We start from the raw sequence: 15,904 nt of genomic DNA, 5'->3' as shown, positions 1-15,904 counted from the left end.
TTTTTACTAGGTCGATATAATTTTACGTTCTAATATTGGAGAAGTAGTCAATTACGAATTTACGGAATTGCTGAGCGGTTTTTGATAAGTAGCGTTTCTTCGACCAACTTAATCCGATAGTTCGCTCGCAATTGGGTTCAATAATACGTAACTTATTTAATGCTAAAGTAGAGTTTTTTAATAAAGTTAAACTTGGGACAAAGGCGATTCCGAGGCCTTGCTTAATAAGGTCGCTAATCACGGTTGGTTCATCTACTTCAAAAGCGATATGTGGAGTGAAGCCAGCTTCCTTGCAAAATTTATCCGTTAAGTGCCGAAATCCGTAACCAGTGTTCATACTAATAAATGGTTCGTCTTTTACTTCATGCAGATGGATACTTTCGCGTCCTGATAAACGATGACCTGAAGGGACAACTAAGAAAATTTCTTCTGTAATAAGCGGTTCCCACATAATTTCCTCACCTTCAATTGGCACAGAAGAAATGCAAAAGTCAATTTCTATATTATCTAGTTGTCGCTTCATAGAAGGAGTAGATGCGAGAAATTGTTGGAATCGAACGTTAGGATGTTCTAGTAAAAAAGAACCGAGTAGTTCTGGTAATATTCTCGGAATAGAAACGGCCAGTGTAATAGAGCTTTGTTGCAATCCCGCTAAATCTTTAATTTCTCTTTCGCCTTCACTTAATTCATGAAAAATACGCTCTACTCGTTTTAAAAATACTTTCCCAAAAGAGTTTAACGTAATCTGTCGACCTTGGCGATCAAATAATGGGACGCCTAAGTCCTTTTCTAATCTAGCAATTGTTTTGCTAAGCGAAGGTTGTGCGATATGCAATTCTTCAGCGGCTTTTGTCATATGCTCTAATCGTGCGACTGTCTGAAAGTATTTTAGTTGAAGAAGTTCCATTTTGACTCTCCTTTCTATAGACCAAAAGGAATGAATTAATAATTAAAGATGTATTATACAGTATGGAAATGGACGTGTATAGTAAATCTGTTAAACCATTCTAATGGTGTTAAATTAGGAGAAGGAGTATGTTTCATGAAGGGTATTAAACTTATATTTAAAGATTGGAAAGCGATGTGGCATCATAAACATGGACGTATCGCTTTAATTTTTTTATTAATTGTTCCGTTAATTTATTCAGGATTCTTTTTAGCTGGATATTGGGATCCGTACGGAAAATTAGATAAATTACCTGTTGCGGTTGTGAATTTAGATAAGGGTGCTACGATGGATGAAAAAACAATTCATGCAGGAGACGATTTTGTAAAAAATTTAAAAGAGAATAAGGAATTGGCTTTTCATTTCGTATCAGAAAAAAATGCTGATGAAGGGCTAAAAGAAGATAAGTATTATATGGTCGTTACGATTCCAGAGAATTTCTCTAAAAAGGTAAGTACACTTATGGATGAGAAACCAGAGCCAGCGCAGCTTCAGTACAAAGTAAACCCAGGTAAAAACTTTGTAGCAGCTCAAATTGGAACGACAGCTGTTGAAAATATGAAAACAAAAATTTCAAATAGTATTACGAAATCTTATACAGAAGGTGTCTTTTCAAAATTTCAAGATTTGGCACAAGGATTGAGTGATGCAAGTAATGGTGCTGAGAAGCTGCATGAAGGAACGACAGATGCAAAAAATGGGGCGAATCAGCTTGCAGATGGTATTCATCGTTTAAGTGACGGGGCATCAAAAGTGAAAGAGGGAAGTGAAAAACTTGCTTCTAGCCAATCTGCCTTAAGTGGCGGCGCAAATGAGCTGAGTGAAGGGGCAACCTCACTTCATAGTGGTATGGAGTTATTAGCTCAAGGTGAAAAAACATTACAATCAGGAGTTAGTGAATTAAGTGCTGGTACAAATGAATGGGTGAATGGAAGTGAGAAGCTTGCTGAAGGGCAAGTAAAAGCGGATGATGCAGCTAATAGTGTAAAACAACAATTAGAAGCGTACGTGAAAAGTCATCCAGAAGTGCAGCAAGATCCTGCTTTTCAAAAGATCATTGCTACTTCTAACGGATTAGCTAAAGCAGCAAACACTTTAAATAATAGCCAACAACAATTGACACAAGGTGCGAAGAAGCTTGCTGATGGTCAGAATAAGATGGAAGAAGGTATGAATACATTCGGAGTTAAGTTAAACGAAGCTACTGCTGGAACGAAAAAGATAGCAGATGGTGCTGCGAATGTAGCTAATGGATTTACGAAGTGGGGAAATGGATTTACAACATTACAAGAAGGTGTAAATCACCTTGCGATTGGCGGAACAGAGCTGAATCATGGTGCTGATAAGTTAGCGGACGGACTTGTTAAACTTGACGATGGTGCGAAAGAACTTTCTACGAAATTAGGAGAGGGCGCAAAGAAGATAGCGGATGTTCGTAATGATGATGCACGTAATACGATGTTCTCAGAGCCAGTTCAATTAGTGAAGTCGACAGTTTCTGATGTGCCTAACTACGGTTCAGGCATTGCACCATACTTTTTATCACTGGCATTTTATGTTGGCGGAATTATGGCATCGAATATTTTACCTCTTGGCCGTAGACAAAATGTGAAGGTAAGCGGAACAGTACATTTTATTAATAAACTAGGATTGGTATATGTAATTGGACTTATTCAAGCATTACTTGTGGATGTGGCTGTGTTAGGAGTTATGAAATTAGAAGTTGCAAGTGTGCCACTCTTTGTTTTATCTAGTATCATTATTTCCTTTACGTTCATGACATTTATTCTTATGCTAGTAACAGTATTTGGTCTTGTTGGAAAGTTCTTAGCAGTAACGCTTCTCGTCCTGCAATTAGCGACGAGCGGGGGTACTTTCCCAGGAGAATTAAATATAGCTGTTCTTAGCAAAATTGGACAGTTTCTCCCAATGTCCCATTCTCTTAGAGGATTACAAGATGTTATCTCTTTAGGAGATTGGTCACAATTACAAATGCAAATTTTAATATTGTTATGCTATCTTGTTGTTGCTGGCGGAATTGCTTGGATTACGAGTCATATACAACATAGGGAAACGAATGCAGAACAAGTTTCTTAAAATGAAAGAAGCTATCCGTTTTTTAGGATAGCTTCTTTTTTATTTATGCTCCATTACCGCAAAGTAATTGTTTTCATTATCAGCAAAGTTGAATGCTCTACCTGTAGGTAAATCTACAACTTGTCCAACTGTAACGTTTTTCTCAGAAAGATCTTTATGTAGTTGATCTAAGTTATTAGAGAAGAACATAAGTGAAGGCGTATGTAAGTTTAATTCAGGTTGCATCTTCGCAATTAACGCTTTATCGTGCAGGACGATGCTTGTGCCTCCTTCTTTCGTTGGTGCAATTTCAATCCAGCGAAAGCCTTGTCCGTTATTTTCTTCCGCAATAATTTGGAATCCTACTGTCTCAGTCCAAAATTGTACTGCTTCATCTTGATTATTTACATATAACATAATTTGTCCAATTTGATTAATCATAGGTGTGTCCTACTTTCTTTTCTTGTATGGAATTCTATTATATCAAAGATATGGTTTGAATACTTTTTCGTGATTTTTCCGAAGTACAATCTTAGCCCATTTCATATTTGTCGTAGGGGAAGGCCCTGTAATCCATGTATGAAATGGTAGTGTACTGCAAATGACCATTGCTGAAATCGAGATTGTGGCCGTTATTGTAAATAATAATAAGCTATATAATATTGTGTTTTCTTGCAGTGTAAATAAAGAAAGAAATTTTGTACATAGTTGCAAGAAGAAAAAATGAGCTAAATAAGCACCATACGTGTAATTCCCGATAAATCGTAAAGCTTTATACAAGAAACCTCGTCGCTGTACGATTGTAATAGATAGCACGTAAAGTATAATAATTTCGCATACGATATATAAAAACATAGATGGTTTTAAATAAGTCGAAACGGTTAAATGAATAGAATTTGCTCCGTAAAAACTAAATAACTCATAATTGATGAATAAAAATAAGATGAAAAATAACATTGTTATAAGCGGGATATGTTTCATGACAAATAAACGCCAAGTTTTTAGTGCGACAGCAGCGATTCCTCCCATGACGAAATAGAATGAGTAGAAGAAGAAGGAACGATCTGTATAATGTAAAATGGTTGAGCTAGTCAATTTCTCTCCATTAAAAATGTAGTGGGAAGAATACCACATTAAGAGGAAATATAGACAAGCAAAGATGGTCATATATTTATATATGTCTTTTTTATTTTCTGTTCGTTTTTGAAACCAATAAAATAGTGTGCACAGCAAAGGGAACAATAAGTGAATTTGGAACATCATAATAACGTACCAAAGATGGGGCGCGGCTGTTCCGAGTAATAAACTTTTGATTCCGCTTTGTAGTGTAATCATATCGTTTGTTGTTAATAAGTAAAGAATAGACCAGAAGAAATAAGGAATTAGTAAATGTGCGGCTTTTTCATAAATATATTCTGTGTAGGCTAGTTGCTTTGTATATTGCCGAATTAAGTGAAAGCCAACGATAAATATGAATGCAGGTGCTGAAAATTTTGCAAGGTTGAATAGCATGCCCATAATGAGGGATTGCTCAAGTAAAACATTTCCTTGATTCATTGTATATAATAAGGAACTTTGCAAAACGACAGCAAGGAATGCAATGCTTTGCAAAACTTTAAATTCTGGTGCGCTTTGTGTCATTAGGTACATCTCCTTCTCCATACATGATTATAGTACGGAGAATGGATAATAGGTGTGGAATATTTGTGAAGGTTTTAACAAATTTGTGGCGGGAGGAGATATCAACGATTTTTCGGATATATCTATCATAACTTAAAATATATCAACGATTTTTTTAATATATCGACGTTTCGACAAGAGATATCGACTTATCAACAAATAACGACAAAAAGAGGATGCTCCAAAATGAGCACCCTCTTTCTATCTATTAAGCAAATTTATTTTTGATCCAATTCTTACCTTCTACAAGGCGAGCTGTCATTACGGCACAAGCGTTATCTGCTGTTACGTTTAACATCGTTGCAGGAGGATCAATGATTGTACTAATTGCTGCGATAATTGGCAATGCTTCTGGCGGGAAGCCGTATAGAGAAACGATTAACATTTCACCAATCATACCGCCGCCTGGAATAGCACCCATTACTGTTCCTACTAATAGAGAAACAACAAGTGCAATTGCTAATGTTTTCGGTCCTTCGAATTCCATGTTGAAAATACCGAATAAGAAAGCAATTTTTAGTACGCCACCTAAAACAGATCCGTCTTTATGAAGTGTAGATCCAAGAAGGACAACTGTTTCACGAACGTCAGAAGAGATACCCATTTTCTTCGTTGCTTCCAAGTTCGCTGGAATACTAGCAGCACTACTACAAGTTGCTAGTGATGTAACTGTAGGAGATACATGTTCTTCCAAAAGATTTGTACACCTTGTTTGCGACCCGCAAGGTATGCATAGAACGTGAAGAATACAAAGAAGTAAATTAGAGACGCTGGATAGTATACCATTGCTGCTCGGAAGTAAGTTCCAAGAAGTTGTGGTCCGAATTCACCAACTAATGCTGCGAAATAAGCAGCAAGTCCGATTGGAGCGTAGTACATAATGAAAGATACAACTTTCATTGAAATTTCTGCACCGGCTTGTAAGAATGTAGCGAATGGCTTTCCTTTTTCACCAACTGCTGAAGTTGCAACCCCCATTAAAATAGAGAAGAAAATAAGAGCTAACATATTTTCACGAGATAGTAACTTCGAGAAATCAGATACTGTCATAATACCAACAATTTGATCCGCAACACTAACAGCTTTGTCAGCTTTGTCAGGTTGTGTTAGTTCTAATACAACCCCTTGTGCTGGCGGGAATACTTTCACGACAATAATCATAAAAATAGCAGCTAAAATACTTGTAAATAAGAAAGTCCCAGCCATACTAGACATAATTTTACCGAAACGTTTTAATCCATCCATATTAGCAATAGATGACGCGATGCTAAAGAACACTAAAGGTACAACAATCGTAAACATTAAGTTTAAGAAAATGTCACCAAGCGGCTTTAAAGCAACGGCATCGGCACCCATGAAATAACCAATGAAACCACCAATTAGGATAGAAGATAATAAAATAAGCGGAAAGCGATATGCCTTCATAAATATATCCTCCTATCAATTAAAAAAATCATACTGAATTATTATAGCGAGTTAGAGCCCTCTTTACTAGGAAAATACCGATAGATGGAATAGCGTGAAAACCGAGAAATTTTTGTTTTTAAGCTCGGCATACAGCAGGAAATCTAGACATATATATTTGTAACCTAGTGGTGGCAAGGATGCACCGTAACTTAGGTTTGGAAAAAGGGGGAGGGGAGCGAGATGAATATTTTACTTTGCTGTGCAGCGGGAATGTCTTCCAGTTTGATTGTTACAAAAATGGAGAAAGCAGCAGAGACAAGAGGGATAGAGGTAAAGATTTGGGCAGTATCAGGTTCAGAAGTGCGAAATCATATTGATACTGCAGATGTACTTTTGCTTGGACCGCAAGTACGTTATTTATTACCGAAAATGAAAGAATTATGTAAGGAGAAGGGAATACCTGTTGATGTCATTCAATCCGTCCATTACGGACTTTGTAATGGAGAGGCTATCTTACAAGCAGCTTTGTCCATGAAACCATGAGGAGAGTGGGATAGATGATACAGTTTTTAGAGAAATATGTAATGCCAGTAGCGGGGAAGGTTGCAGAACAGAGGCATTTGCAAGCAATTCGTGATGGGATTATTTTGACGATGCCGTTCTTAATTATTGGATCCTTTTTCCTTATCATTAGTGCTTTACCAATACCAGGGTATAATGATTTTATGGCAGGCCTGTTTGGAGATAATTGGCAGAGAGCCTTGGGGTATCCAGTTAGTGCAACTTTTAATATAATGGCTTTAATAGCTGTTTTTGGAATCGCTTACAGACTTGGGGAGTATTATAAAGTGGATGCTTTAGCATCTGGGGCATTGTCGCTTGTGACGTTTTTACTTGCGACACCATTTCAAGTCGCATATATTATACCAAGTACAAAAGAGAGTGTACTTGTAGAAGGTGCTATCCCAGCAGCATTAATGGGAAGCCAAGGGTTGTTTGTAGCAATGATTATTGCACTTATATCTACTGAACTTTACCGGTTTATTGTACAAAAAAAGATAATTATAAAGATGCCAGAGACAGTTCCACCAGCTGTGACGCGTTCATTTGCGGCACTTGTTCCAGGATTTATTGTTGTAACGGTTATTTGGATTTTACGCTTAATTATAGAAAATACTTCTTTTGGCAGTATCCATAATATTGTAGGGCAAATTTTACAGGAACCACTTAGTGTACTTGGTGCTAGTCTCTGGGGCGCAATAATAGCAGTTATTCTCGTTCATGTTCTTTGGTCGTGTGGAATTCATGGTGCTACTATTGTTGGTGGTGTAATGAGCCCCGTTTGGTTATCGTTAATGGATCAAAATCGAGTTGCTTTTCAAGCAGGGCAAGATGTACCAAATACGATTACCGCACAGTTTTTTGATTTATGGATTTATATGGGCGGTTCCGGTGCAACACTTGCTTTAGTTGTAGGAATGTTACTATTTGCGCGAAGTCAGCAATTAAAAAGTTTAGGGAGATTGTCAATTGCTCCTGGCATATTTAATATTAATGAGATGGTAACTTTTGGTATGCCGATTGTAATGAACCCAATTTTATTAATTCCATTTATATTGGTTCCAGTTGTGTTAACAATTGTTTCTTACTTTGCAATGGAATGGGGATTAGTTGCTCGCCCGAGTGGAGCTGCTGTACCTTGGACGACACCAATTCTATTTAGTGGATATTTAGGATCGGGCGGGAAAATTTCAGGCAGTGTTTTACAACTTGTTAACTTTGCGCTTGCATTCTTCATTTATTTACCGTTCTTAAGAATATGGGATAAACAAAAGGTAGCGGAAGAAAAGGGGGAGTAAAGAACTAAAATGGATACGATAGAGACGAAAGCTTTTCATTTAATTTTGCATGGGGGAAATGCGAGAAGTTGTTCAATGGAAGCAATTGATTGTGCAAAGCGTGGAGAGTTTACAGAAGCAGAAGCGAAATTACAAGAAGCGTTAGAGGAATTAAAAGAGGCGCACCGTGTACAAACGGAGCTCATACAGAAAGAAGCTGGTGGTGAAAAGACCGAAGTTACTCTTCTAATGGTGCACGCGCAAGATCATTTAATGAACGCGATTACGGTGAAGGAATTAGCGAGTGAATTTGTAGAATTATATAGGAAGATGTCGATGTCTGAATGAACCTTGCGTATGCAAGGTTTTTTTATGTATGTGTCTGTACCATCAGTGGAGTGTTCGTTCCACTGATGGTATTTACAATCCTCCTTTTTACAAATGAGTAAGAGTGATATTTAATCGGTAGTAATAATCTCCCCTATACCACGGATTAGATTTTTTATATGCATCTCATTTGGTTTTAATATACTTACGATATAATTAATCGCTATTTGCGGTTCAACGGTCGTACCACACGTATAACAGTCAATGGCTGCAAAGTTTTTTTCTGGATAAGTGTGAATTGAAAGATGGCTTTCGGATAGTAAAACTAAAACAGTAACGCCATGCGGATCGAATTCTTTTGTACTTACGTTTAAAACATGGGCACCAGAGCGATCAGCAGCGGTAACTAAATGATATTCTAAAAAGTGAACATCATCTAATAAAGAAAAGTCCACTCCCCATAAATCTACTATTATATGCTTACCGAAAGTAGAGTATTCCATAAGGTAGCACTCCTCACTATAATATCGTCAAAACTCCATTTCTTTTTTGTAACATTGATGTAGGATAAGGTTTGATTCTGAATTTAAAAGAGCGAGATTACGTTGTTCTAAATGTTCTTCTTTAAATTGAAACAAAGGAGCAAGAAGAGAAGGTAATGTTCGAGGAGTTGGCACAATATATAATTGTTCAATTTGATCGATTGCATAGGCAGCGTTAGCAGCAATATGAAATCCCCAGTCAGTTCCGAAAGAAGGAACGATTGTATGATAACTTTTCACAGTTAATCCAGCATGTTCAATTGTGTTACCGATGCTCCAATAAACAAGAGGTGCATCAGCAGGTGAATTGGATTGGCAGACGAAAGCACCATCTTCTGTTAAGAATGTAGCTATACGAGCAAAAAGTTCGCTTGTATATAAAGTACTTAAAACTTCTGTTGCTGGATCAGGAAAATCAATAATAATTACATCGTATAGAGAGGAAGGAGAATTTAGAAATTCTTTTGCATCGCATACGTGCACATTTACACGACTATCAAAAAATGCACTTTGATTTAAAGAAACTACTTCTGGAACATTACGTGCCATATTAATCATTGCCTCGTCTAAATCAACAAGGTCTACATGTAGCACTGTTTCATATTTCAAAACTTCTCGTAAAGCAAGACCATCGCCACCGCCTAATATGAGAACACGTTTTGGATCAATTACCTTTGACATAATCGGATGTACAAGGGCTTCATGATAAATTTGCTCATCAACGGAACTAAATTGTAGTTGCTTATCCAAATATAAACGGATATCGCTTACTTGTAGCAAATTAATATTTTGATAATTACTTTTTTCTTCCAATAAACTCGTATGTTCACCAGCTTGTATTTCTTGTAGAGAAATTTCATCCCATACATCTAAGTGGCGTGAATTCGTGGGTACTATGACTACGTTTTCCGATTGTACCTGCTTGTCCTGTTTGTCCTGTTTGTCCTGTTTGTCCTGCTTGTCTTGTTTATTTTCAATTTCCTGTTGTTCTAGTTCAAATTTGTCAGAGTCTAATTCAGAGCGCTTGCCTTTTTTATAGCTTGTTATTCTATAAATCTTTATTTTGTTTTGTTTTCTATGTTTTGGCATAGGAATCCCCTTTCGAATTGTATTATTTTATTCTATTCTATGTAATTTAGTAGAGTTGGCTTGGACAATAGATAGAATAGTGTGTTCAAGAGAGGTTTATTTTTACTAGATTTTCACGCGTAAAAAATTTTTTTACTGTTTTTTTGTTTTAAACACAACTAGACAACTAAACACTAATCTATTTTCATACAGTTATGTGTTAAAAGCGTGTTGTTTTATAACACACTGTGTGTTTTGTGGGTGACACACTAATTGAAAGCGTTAACACACAAAGAAAACAGTCGAAAAAGTGCTGATTTTAGTGGTTTTAAAAAGTTGGCACGCTAATTGCATTAATAAATAGCGTAAAGAAAAATAAATAAACATAAATTTTTTATACTACACAAGGGGGATTTTCAAATGAATATTTTATTATGTTGCTCAGCAGGGATGTCTACAAGTTTACTAGTTACAAAAATGGAAGCGGCTGCAAAAGCTCGAGGTCTAGAAGGAAAGATTTGGGCTGTATCTGGGGATGCAGTAAAAACAAATATCGATCAAGCAGATGTATTATTACTAGGACCACAAGTTCGTTACATGCTTTCTTCAATGAAAACGCTTGCTGATGAGAGAAATGTTGGAATCGACGTTATCAATCCAATGCACTACGGCATGATGAATGGAGAAGCAGTTTTAGATCACGCGTTAACACTTAAAAAATAATTAGGGGGGAAGCGAAATGCAAAAGTTTATTGCATTCATGGAGAAATATATTGTTCCTGTCGCTGGTAAAATCGGATCGCAACGTCACTTAGCTGCGATCCGTGATGGATTTATTGCAGTTATGCCACTTATTTTAGTTGGTGCACTGGCATCACTAATTAATGGTTTTCCGTCTGAAGCTTTCCAAGAGTTCATGAAAGGTTTGTTTGGTGAAACGTGGAAACAAGTTGGCGGTGGAATGTGGACTGGTTCTTTCGCAATTTTAGCACTAATCATAGCATTTACAACAAGTTATAACTTAGCAAAATCTTACGGCGTTGATGGTTTGTCAGCAGGTATTATTTCATTTGGTGCGTTAATTATTCTTACGCCAACAACACCTAAAGAAGGCGGATTGAACTTAGCTTGGACAGGGGCACAAGGGCTATTCGTAGCAATTATCGTGGCACTCCTTGTTACTGAGGTATTCCGTTTCTTTGTACAAAGAAACATTACTTTTAAAATGCCGGATGGAGTACCGCCAGCAGTTTTAAGATCTTTCGCAGCTATAGTTCCAGCATTTGTTATCTTAACAGTAGTTGCAGGTATTCAATTAGCAGTGAAATTAGCTGGTACAAGTGTTCATGAATTTATCTTTAATACGATTCAATCACCACTGCAAAGTTTAGCAGGGACATTACCAAGTGCAATTATCATTGTAATCCTTGTTCATCTTCTTTGGTTCTTCGGTTTACATGGGCCAAATATCGTTGGTGGTATTATTGAGCCATTATACTTACCGGCATTAGAGAAAAATATGAATTTATTCAAAGGTGGTACATCTGCATTTGATGTTCCAAATATTATTACAAAACCATTCTTTGATACTTTCGTATACCTTGGTGGTTCTGGTGCGACATTAGCATTCTTAGTAGTGGTATTACTCGTAGCAAAAAGTGCACAATTACGTGGTGTATCTCGCTTATCAATTGGACCTGGTGCATTTAACATTAACGAACCAGTAATCTTTGGTACACCAATTATTTTAAATCCAATTTTATTCTTACCGTTTATCGTAACACCAATTGTATTAGTAATTACTTCCTATACAGCTATATCTATTGGATGGGTACCAAAAACAGTTGTGATGATTCCATGGGCAACACCACCAATTATTAGTGGTTATCTTGTAACAGGTGGACATCTTTCAGGTGCAATTCTACAGTTATTCAACTTTGTAATTGCGATGGTAATCTACTATCCATTCGTTGTATTATGCGACCGTTCTGTTGTTCGTACTGAAAAAGCAGCAGCACAAGGAAATAATAATTCTGTACCTATGTAACATAGTAATTGTTCTCACAGACAACATAATCTGTGAGAACAATTACCTTTATATCATGTTCAGAAAGATGAGACCCATCTACAAGAACACCAAACTATCATTCATAAAATAATAATTTAATAGACATGTTCAAACTGAAGGGGTATTTCAATCGGTTGAACCATAATAGAGAGGGCGGTAATTATGATGACTACAGCAGAACAAATTCCATTCCAATTAATTTTAAATAGTGGTAATGCACGAAGCTTTGCGATGGAGGCACTTCAATTTGCCAAACAGGGGAAAATGGTAGAGGCTGATGAAGCGATGGTAAAGGCGAAAGAAGCGATTAATGAAGCGCATCATTTCCAAACAGAGCTCATACAATCAGAAGCAAGAGGAGAAAAAACAGAGATTAGTGTTCTTTTAATTCACGCACAAGATCATTTAATGAATGCGATTACAGTAAAAGAATTAGCAGCAGAATTTATTGACCTTTATAAAAAGTTAGAAGCGAAAGGGGAATAAAGCATGACTGGAATTAAAATTGCTACAATCGGCGGTGGATCTAGTTATACACCAGAATTAATTGAAGGATTTATTAAACGTTATGATGAGCTTCCTGTTCGTGAAATTTGGTTAGTAGATATTGAGGCAGGAAAAGAAAAGTTAGAAATCGTTGGTAACTTAGCGAAACGTATGGTGAAAAAATCTGGTTTACCAATCGAGGTACATTTAACAATTGATCGCCGTGAAGCATTAAAAGATGCTGACTTCGTAACAACGCAGCTTCGCGTAGGTTTATTAGAAGCTCGTGCAAAAGATGAAGCAATCCCATTAAAATATGATGTAATCGGTCAGGAAACGAATGGTCCTGGTGGTTTATTCAAAGCACTGAGAACGATTCCTGTTATTTTAGATATTTGTAAGGATATGGAGGAGCTTTGTCCGAATGCATGGTTAATTAACTTTGCGAACCCAGCAGGTATGGTAACAGAAGCTGTTCTTCGTTATACAAATATTCAAAGAGTAGTTGGTCTATGTAACGTTCCAATCGGAATTCGCATGGGTCTTGCAAGATTACTTGAAGTAGATGCAAGTCGTGTCCATGTTGATTTTGCAGGTTTAAACCATATGGTATACGGACTAGATGTATATTTAGATGGTGTAAGTGTAATGGATCGTGTGTTAGAGCTTGTAACAGATCCAGAAAAGCAAATTACGATGGAAAATATTGCAGCACTTAACTGGGAGCCAGACTTTATTCGTGGTCTTCGTGCAATTCCATGTCCATACCATCGTTACTATTACAAAACACGTGAGATGTTAGAAGAAGAGAAAGAAGCTTCGGTTGAAAAAGGTACACGTGCAGAAGTAGTAAAACAATTAGAAGATGATTTATTCGAGTTATATAAAGACCCGAACTTAGATATTAAACCACCACAATTAGAAAAACGTGGCGGTGCTTATTATAGTGACGCAGCATGTAGCTTAATTACGTCTATTTACAATAATAAAGGTGATATCCAGCCTGTTAATACACGAAACAACGGAACAATTGCAAGCTTACCACATGATTCTGCTGTTGAAGTGAACTGTATTATTACGAAAGAAGGTCCAAAACCAATTGCGGTCGGAGATCTTCCTGTACCAGTTCGCGGTTTAGTACAACAAATTAAATCATTTGAGCGCACAACAATTGAAGCTGCTGTTACAGGAGATTATCATAAAGCGCTGCTTGCTATGACAATTAATCCACTTGTACCATCAGATAAAGTTGCAAAACAAATTTTAGATGAAATGTTGGAAGCACATAAAGAATATCTTCCGCAGTTCTTCAAAAAGGTAGAGAAATAAAGCGGCGCTATTTAGCCCGCTTTTTTTATTCTATTAGGAGGTATTACGATGATTAAGTTAATTGTAAACGCAGATGATTTTGGTCTTACAGAAGGTACAAATTACGGTATTATTGATGGACATATAAATGGACTTGTAAATTCAACGACGATGATGATGAATATGCCAGGAACAGAGCATGCGGTACGTTTAGCGAAAGAGTATAACACACTAGGAATAGGCGTACATCTCGTATTAACGGCAGGGGAACCTCTTCTTGGAGACGTACCATCACTTGTAAATAGCGATGGATTGTTTCATAAACAAAGCGTCGTATGGGAAGGGAAGCTAAATGCAGAAGAAGTTGAGAGAGAATGGACTGCTCAAATTGAGAAATTCTTAGCTTATGGATTGAAGCCAACGCATTTAGATAGTCATCATCACGTGCATGGATTACCGATTTTGCATGATGTTCTTGAGAGATTGGCGGCTACATATAATGTTCCAATTCGTCGTTGTGAGGAAGAGCGAGCAGTACGCCCGTTTTCTGACGTGTTTTACAGTGACTTTTATGCGGATGGTGTGACGGAAGATTACTTTGTGAAGTTAAAAGAAAGAGTACAAGATGAACAAACGGTAGAAATTATGGTTCATCCAGCTTATATTGATCCAGAGCTTGTGAAGCGTTCTTCTTACGTAATGGATCGTGTGAAAGAATTGCGTATTTTAACAGGGAGCGAGTTGCCGGAAGGAATAGAACTTGTGAAGTTTTAATAGAAAAACGACGGCTACATAATGCCGTCGTTTTTTATTTACAAAATGGATAGGATATATCCACCAAAGGCTCCGAGTATAACGATAACCCAAGGTGGTGTTTTCCAAAAAGCGAGCAAGCAAAATAGAAGAGATGCAAAAACAAAATCTACAGCGTTCATAATTGTGCTCGTCCAAATAGGATCATAAAAAGCTGCTAATAAAATACCGACAACGGCTGCATTGATTCCAAGTAGTGCGCCTTGTATGTAAGAGATTTTTCTCACACTGTCCCAAAATGGTAAAACACCAATAACGAGCAAGAAAGCAGGAAGAAAGATCGCAATTGTTGCGAGTATTGCCCCAAGCGTCCCGTTTAACACAGCTCCTATATAAGAAGCGAATGTAAATAGTGGGCCTGGTACGGCTTGTGTTAATCCGTATCCAGCTAGGAACTGTTCTTTCGTCATCATTCCGTTTTGTACGAACTCACCTTCAAGAAGGGGGAGCACGACGTGTCCGCCTCCAAATACAAGTGCACCAGAGCGATAGAAACTATCAAATAAAGCGATGTAATAAGAGAACGGTCTTAATATTGGTAGCAGTAGTAATAGTCCGAAGAATAAGATGAGACAAGAAACTGCTATCGTTTTTGAAATAGGTACTTTTATATTTTGAGATTGGCTAATTGCTTGGTTACGATATAAAAACCAGCCGATAAAGCCAGATACTATAATGAGAATGACTTGTGTCCAGCTACTTGGCCATAGTAAGGCAATTGCGGCAGTTACAATAGCAATCGTCGCACGATTTCGGTCTGGCGTTAATTTTTGCGCCATTCCCCAGATGGCATGAGCGACAATAGCGACGGCTACAAGTTTTAGTCCATGAATCCAGCCAGCACTTCCAAGATCGAGCTGATTAAGGAATGAGGCGAAGAAAACTAAAACAAGCACAGAAGGTAGAGTGAATCCAATCCATGAAATAATAGCTCCTAATACCCCGCCTCTTAATAATCCAACTCCCATACCGACTTGACTGCTAGCGGGACCAGGAAGGAATTGACATAGTGCTACTAAATCTCCATAGCTTCGTTCATCCATCCATTTTCTTTTTTGTATGTATTCGTGGTGGAAATAGCTGAGATGGGCGACAGGACCACCAAATGAAGTAAGTCCTAATTTAAATGAGACGAGAAAAATCTCCAATAATGTGTGAAAAGTGTAATTGTTGTTTTTCAAAGGAACCCCCTATAATGTTTTTTCTATGTGCATTATACAAGAGATAGTAAAGCAAAAGGAACGATTCTAATGTAAAGATTGTGTGAATCTTTTCTTCGTAATTAAAACTTGAAAAAGTCATAAATGATTATGTATAAACCATAAAGTAGTAGAAGTAGTGCTGG

15 protein-coding genes and 1 pseudogene are annotated in these 15,904 nt (G+C 37.2%); 9 read left to right on the top strand and 7 right to left on the bottom strand.

Going from position 1 to position 15,904, the window contains the following annotated elements:
- Positions 1 to 22 precede the first annotated feature (22 nt).
- Positions 23 to 907 carry a LysR family transcriptional regulator gene (locus tag J0835_RS25655; protein WP_087983166.1) on the bottom strand — a complete coding sequence of 295 codons (885 nt, stop codon included), beginning with the start codon at positions 905 to 907 and terminating at the stop codon, positions 23 to 25.
- A gap of 135 nt (positions 908 to 1,042) precedes the next feature.
- Between J0835_RS25655 and J0835_RS25650 the strand changes: the two genes are divergently transcribed.
- Positions 1,043 to 3,043: a YhgE/Pip domain-containing protein gene (locus J0835_RS25650; protein ID WP_087983164.1), complete on the top strand. Its 2,001-nt coding sequence runs from the start codon at positions 1,043 to 1,045 to the stop codon at positions 3,041 to 3,043.
- Between the two features lie 39 nt (positions 3,044 to 3,082).
- On the opposite strand, the gene J0835_RS25645 is transcribed toward J0835_RS25650, so the two are convergent.
- From J0835_RS25645 to J0835_RS25635, 3 genes and pseudogenes are all read right to left on the bottom strand, one after another.
- Complete coding sequence (locus J0835_RS25645) at positions 3,083 to 3,463, bottom strand: VOC family protein (protein WP_087983162.1); 381 nt, start codon at positions 3,461 to 3,463, stop codon at positions 3,083 to 3,085.
- A 42-nt stretch (positions 3,464 to 3,505) separates the two neighbouring features.
- Positions 3,506 to 4,663, bottom strand: a complete 1,158-nt coding sequence (locus J0835_RS25640) for an acyltransferase (protein ID WP_087983161.1) — start codon at positions 4,661 to 4,663, stop codon at positions 3,506 to 3,508.
- Positions 4,664 to 4,910: 247 nt separating this feature from the next.
- A pseudogene (locus J0835_RS25635) lies at positions 4,911 to 6,058 on the bottom strand (dicarboxylate/amino acid:cation symporter).
- Between the two features lie 291 nt (positions 6,059 to 6,349).
- Between J0835_RS25635 and J0835_RS25630 the strand changes: the two are divergent.
- Genes J0835_RS25630 through J0835_RS25620 form a run of 3 tightly spaced genes read left to right on the top strand, consistent with a single transcriptional unit; the run spans position 6,350 to position 8,295 of the window.
- Positions 6,350 to 6,652, top strand: a complete 303-nt coding sequence (locus tag J0835_RS25630; RefSeq protein WP_087983157.1) for a PTS sugar transporter subunit IIB — start codon at positions 6,350 to 6,352, stop codon at positions 6,650 to 6,652.
- A gap of 14 nt (positions 6,653 to 6,666) precedes the next feature.
- Positions 6,667 to 7,968 (top strand): PTS cellobiose transporter subunit IIC, encoded by a 1,302-nt coding sequence (gene celB, locus J0835_RS25625; RefSeq protein WP_333728178.1) that lies wholly within the window; start codon positions 6,667 to 6,669, stop codon positions 7,966 to 7,968.
- Between the two features lie 9 nt (positions 7,969 to 7,977).
- Positions 7,978 to 8,295, top strand: a complete 318-nt coding sequence (locus tag J0835_RS25620; protein ID WP_087983153.1) for a PTS lactose/cellobiose transporter subunit IIA — start codon at positions 7,978 to 7,980, stop codon at positions 8,293 to 8,295.
- A gap of 110 nt (positions 8,296 to 8,405) precedes the next feature.
- Here J0835_RS25620 and speD read toward each other — a convergent pair whose 3' ends face one another.
- Together speD and J0835_RS25610 are read right to left on the bottom strand one after the other, a co-directional pair.
- Positions 8,406 to 8,777, bottom strand: coding sequence for an adenosylmethionine decarboxylase (speD, locus tag J0835_RS25615; protein ID WP_087983150.1), 372 nt, complete (start codon positions 8,775 to 8,777; stop codon positions 8,406 to 8,408).
- A gap of 27 nt (positions 8,778 to 8,804) precedes the next feature.
- Complete coding sequence (locus J0835_RS25610) at positions 8,805 to 9,905, bottom strand: polyamine aminopropyltransferase (protein WP_087983148.1); 1,101 nt, start codon at positions 9,903 to 9,905, stop codon at positions 8,805 to 8,807.
- A gap of 399 nt (positions 9,906 to 10,304) precedes the next feature.
- Between J0835_RS25610 and J0835_RS25605 the strand changes: the two genes are divergently transcribed.
- From J0835_RS25605 to chbG, 5 genes are all read left to right on the top strand, one after another.
- Positions 10,305 to 10,607 carry a PTS sugar transporter subunit IIB gene (locus tag J0835_RS25605; RefSeq protein ID WP_001023569.1) on the top strand — a complete coding sequence of 101 codons (303 nt, stop codon included), beginning with the start codon at positions 10,305 to 10,307 and terminating at the stop codon, positions 10,605 to 10,607.
- A gap of 16 nt (positions 10,608 to 10,623) precedes the next feature.
- On the top strand, positions 10,624 to 11,931 hold the full coding sequence (gene celB / locus J0835_RS25600) for a PTS cellobiose transporter subunit IIC (RefSeq protein ID WP_087983146.1): 1,308 nt from the start codon (positions 10,624 to 10,626) through the stop codon (positions 11,929 to 11,931).
- Positions 11,932 to 12,114: 183 nt separating this feature from the next.
- Positions 12,115 to 12,438 carry a PTS lactose/cellobiose transporter subunit IIA gene (locus J0835_RS25595; protein WP_000989057.1) on the top strand — a complete coding sequence of 108 codons (324 nt, stop codon included), beginning with the start codon at positions 12,115 to 12,117 and terminating at the stop codon, positions 12,436 to 12,438.
- Between the two features lie 3 nt (positions 12,439 to 12,441).
- Entirely contained in the window at positions 12,442 to 13,767 is a 1,326-nt protein-coding gene (gene celF, locus J0835_RS25590; RefSeq protein ID WP_087983144.1) for a 6-phospho-beta-glucosidase, read from the top strand.
- Between the two features lie 48 nt (positions 13,768 to 13,815).
- Complete coding sequence (chbG, locus tag J0835_RS25585) at positions 13,816 to 14,520, top strand: chitin disaccharide deacetylase (RefSeq protein WP_087983143.1); 705 nt, start codon at positions 13,816 to 13,818, stop codon at positions 14,518 to 14,520.
- A gap of 38 nt (positions 14,521 to 14,558) precedes the next feature.
- Here the strand turns inward: chbG and J0835_RS25580 are convergent, their stop codons facing one another.
- Positions 14,559 to 15,740, bottom strand: a complete 1,182-nt coding sequence (locus J0835_RS25580; RefSeq protein ID WP_087983141.1) for a chromate transporter — start codon at positions 15,738 to 15,740, stop codon at positions 14,559 to 14,561.
- Positions 15,741 to 15,904 lie beyond the last annotated feature (164 nt).

Source organism: Bacillus cereus group sp. Sample62, from assembly GCF_036851315.1.
Lineage (GTDB): Bacteria > Bacillota > Bacilli > Bacillales > Bacillaceae_G > Bacillus_A > Bacillus_A wiedmannii.
Note: the sequence above shows the minus strand (reverse complement) of the source record. Positions and strands in the feature narration are given on the sequence as shown.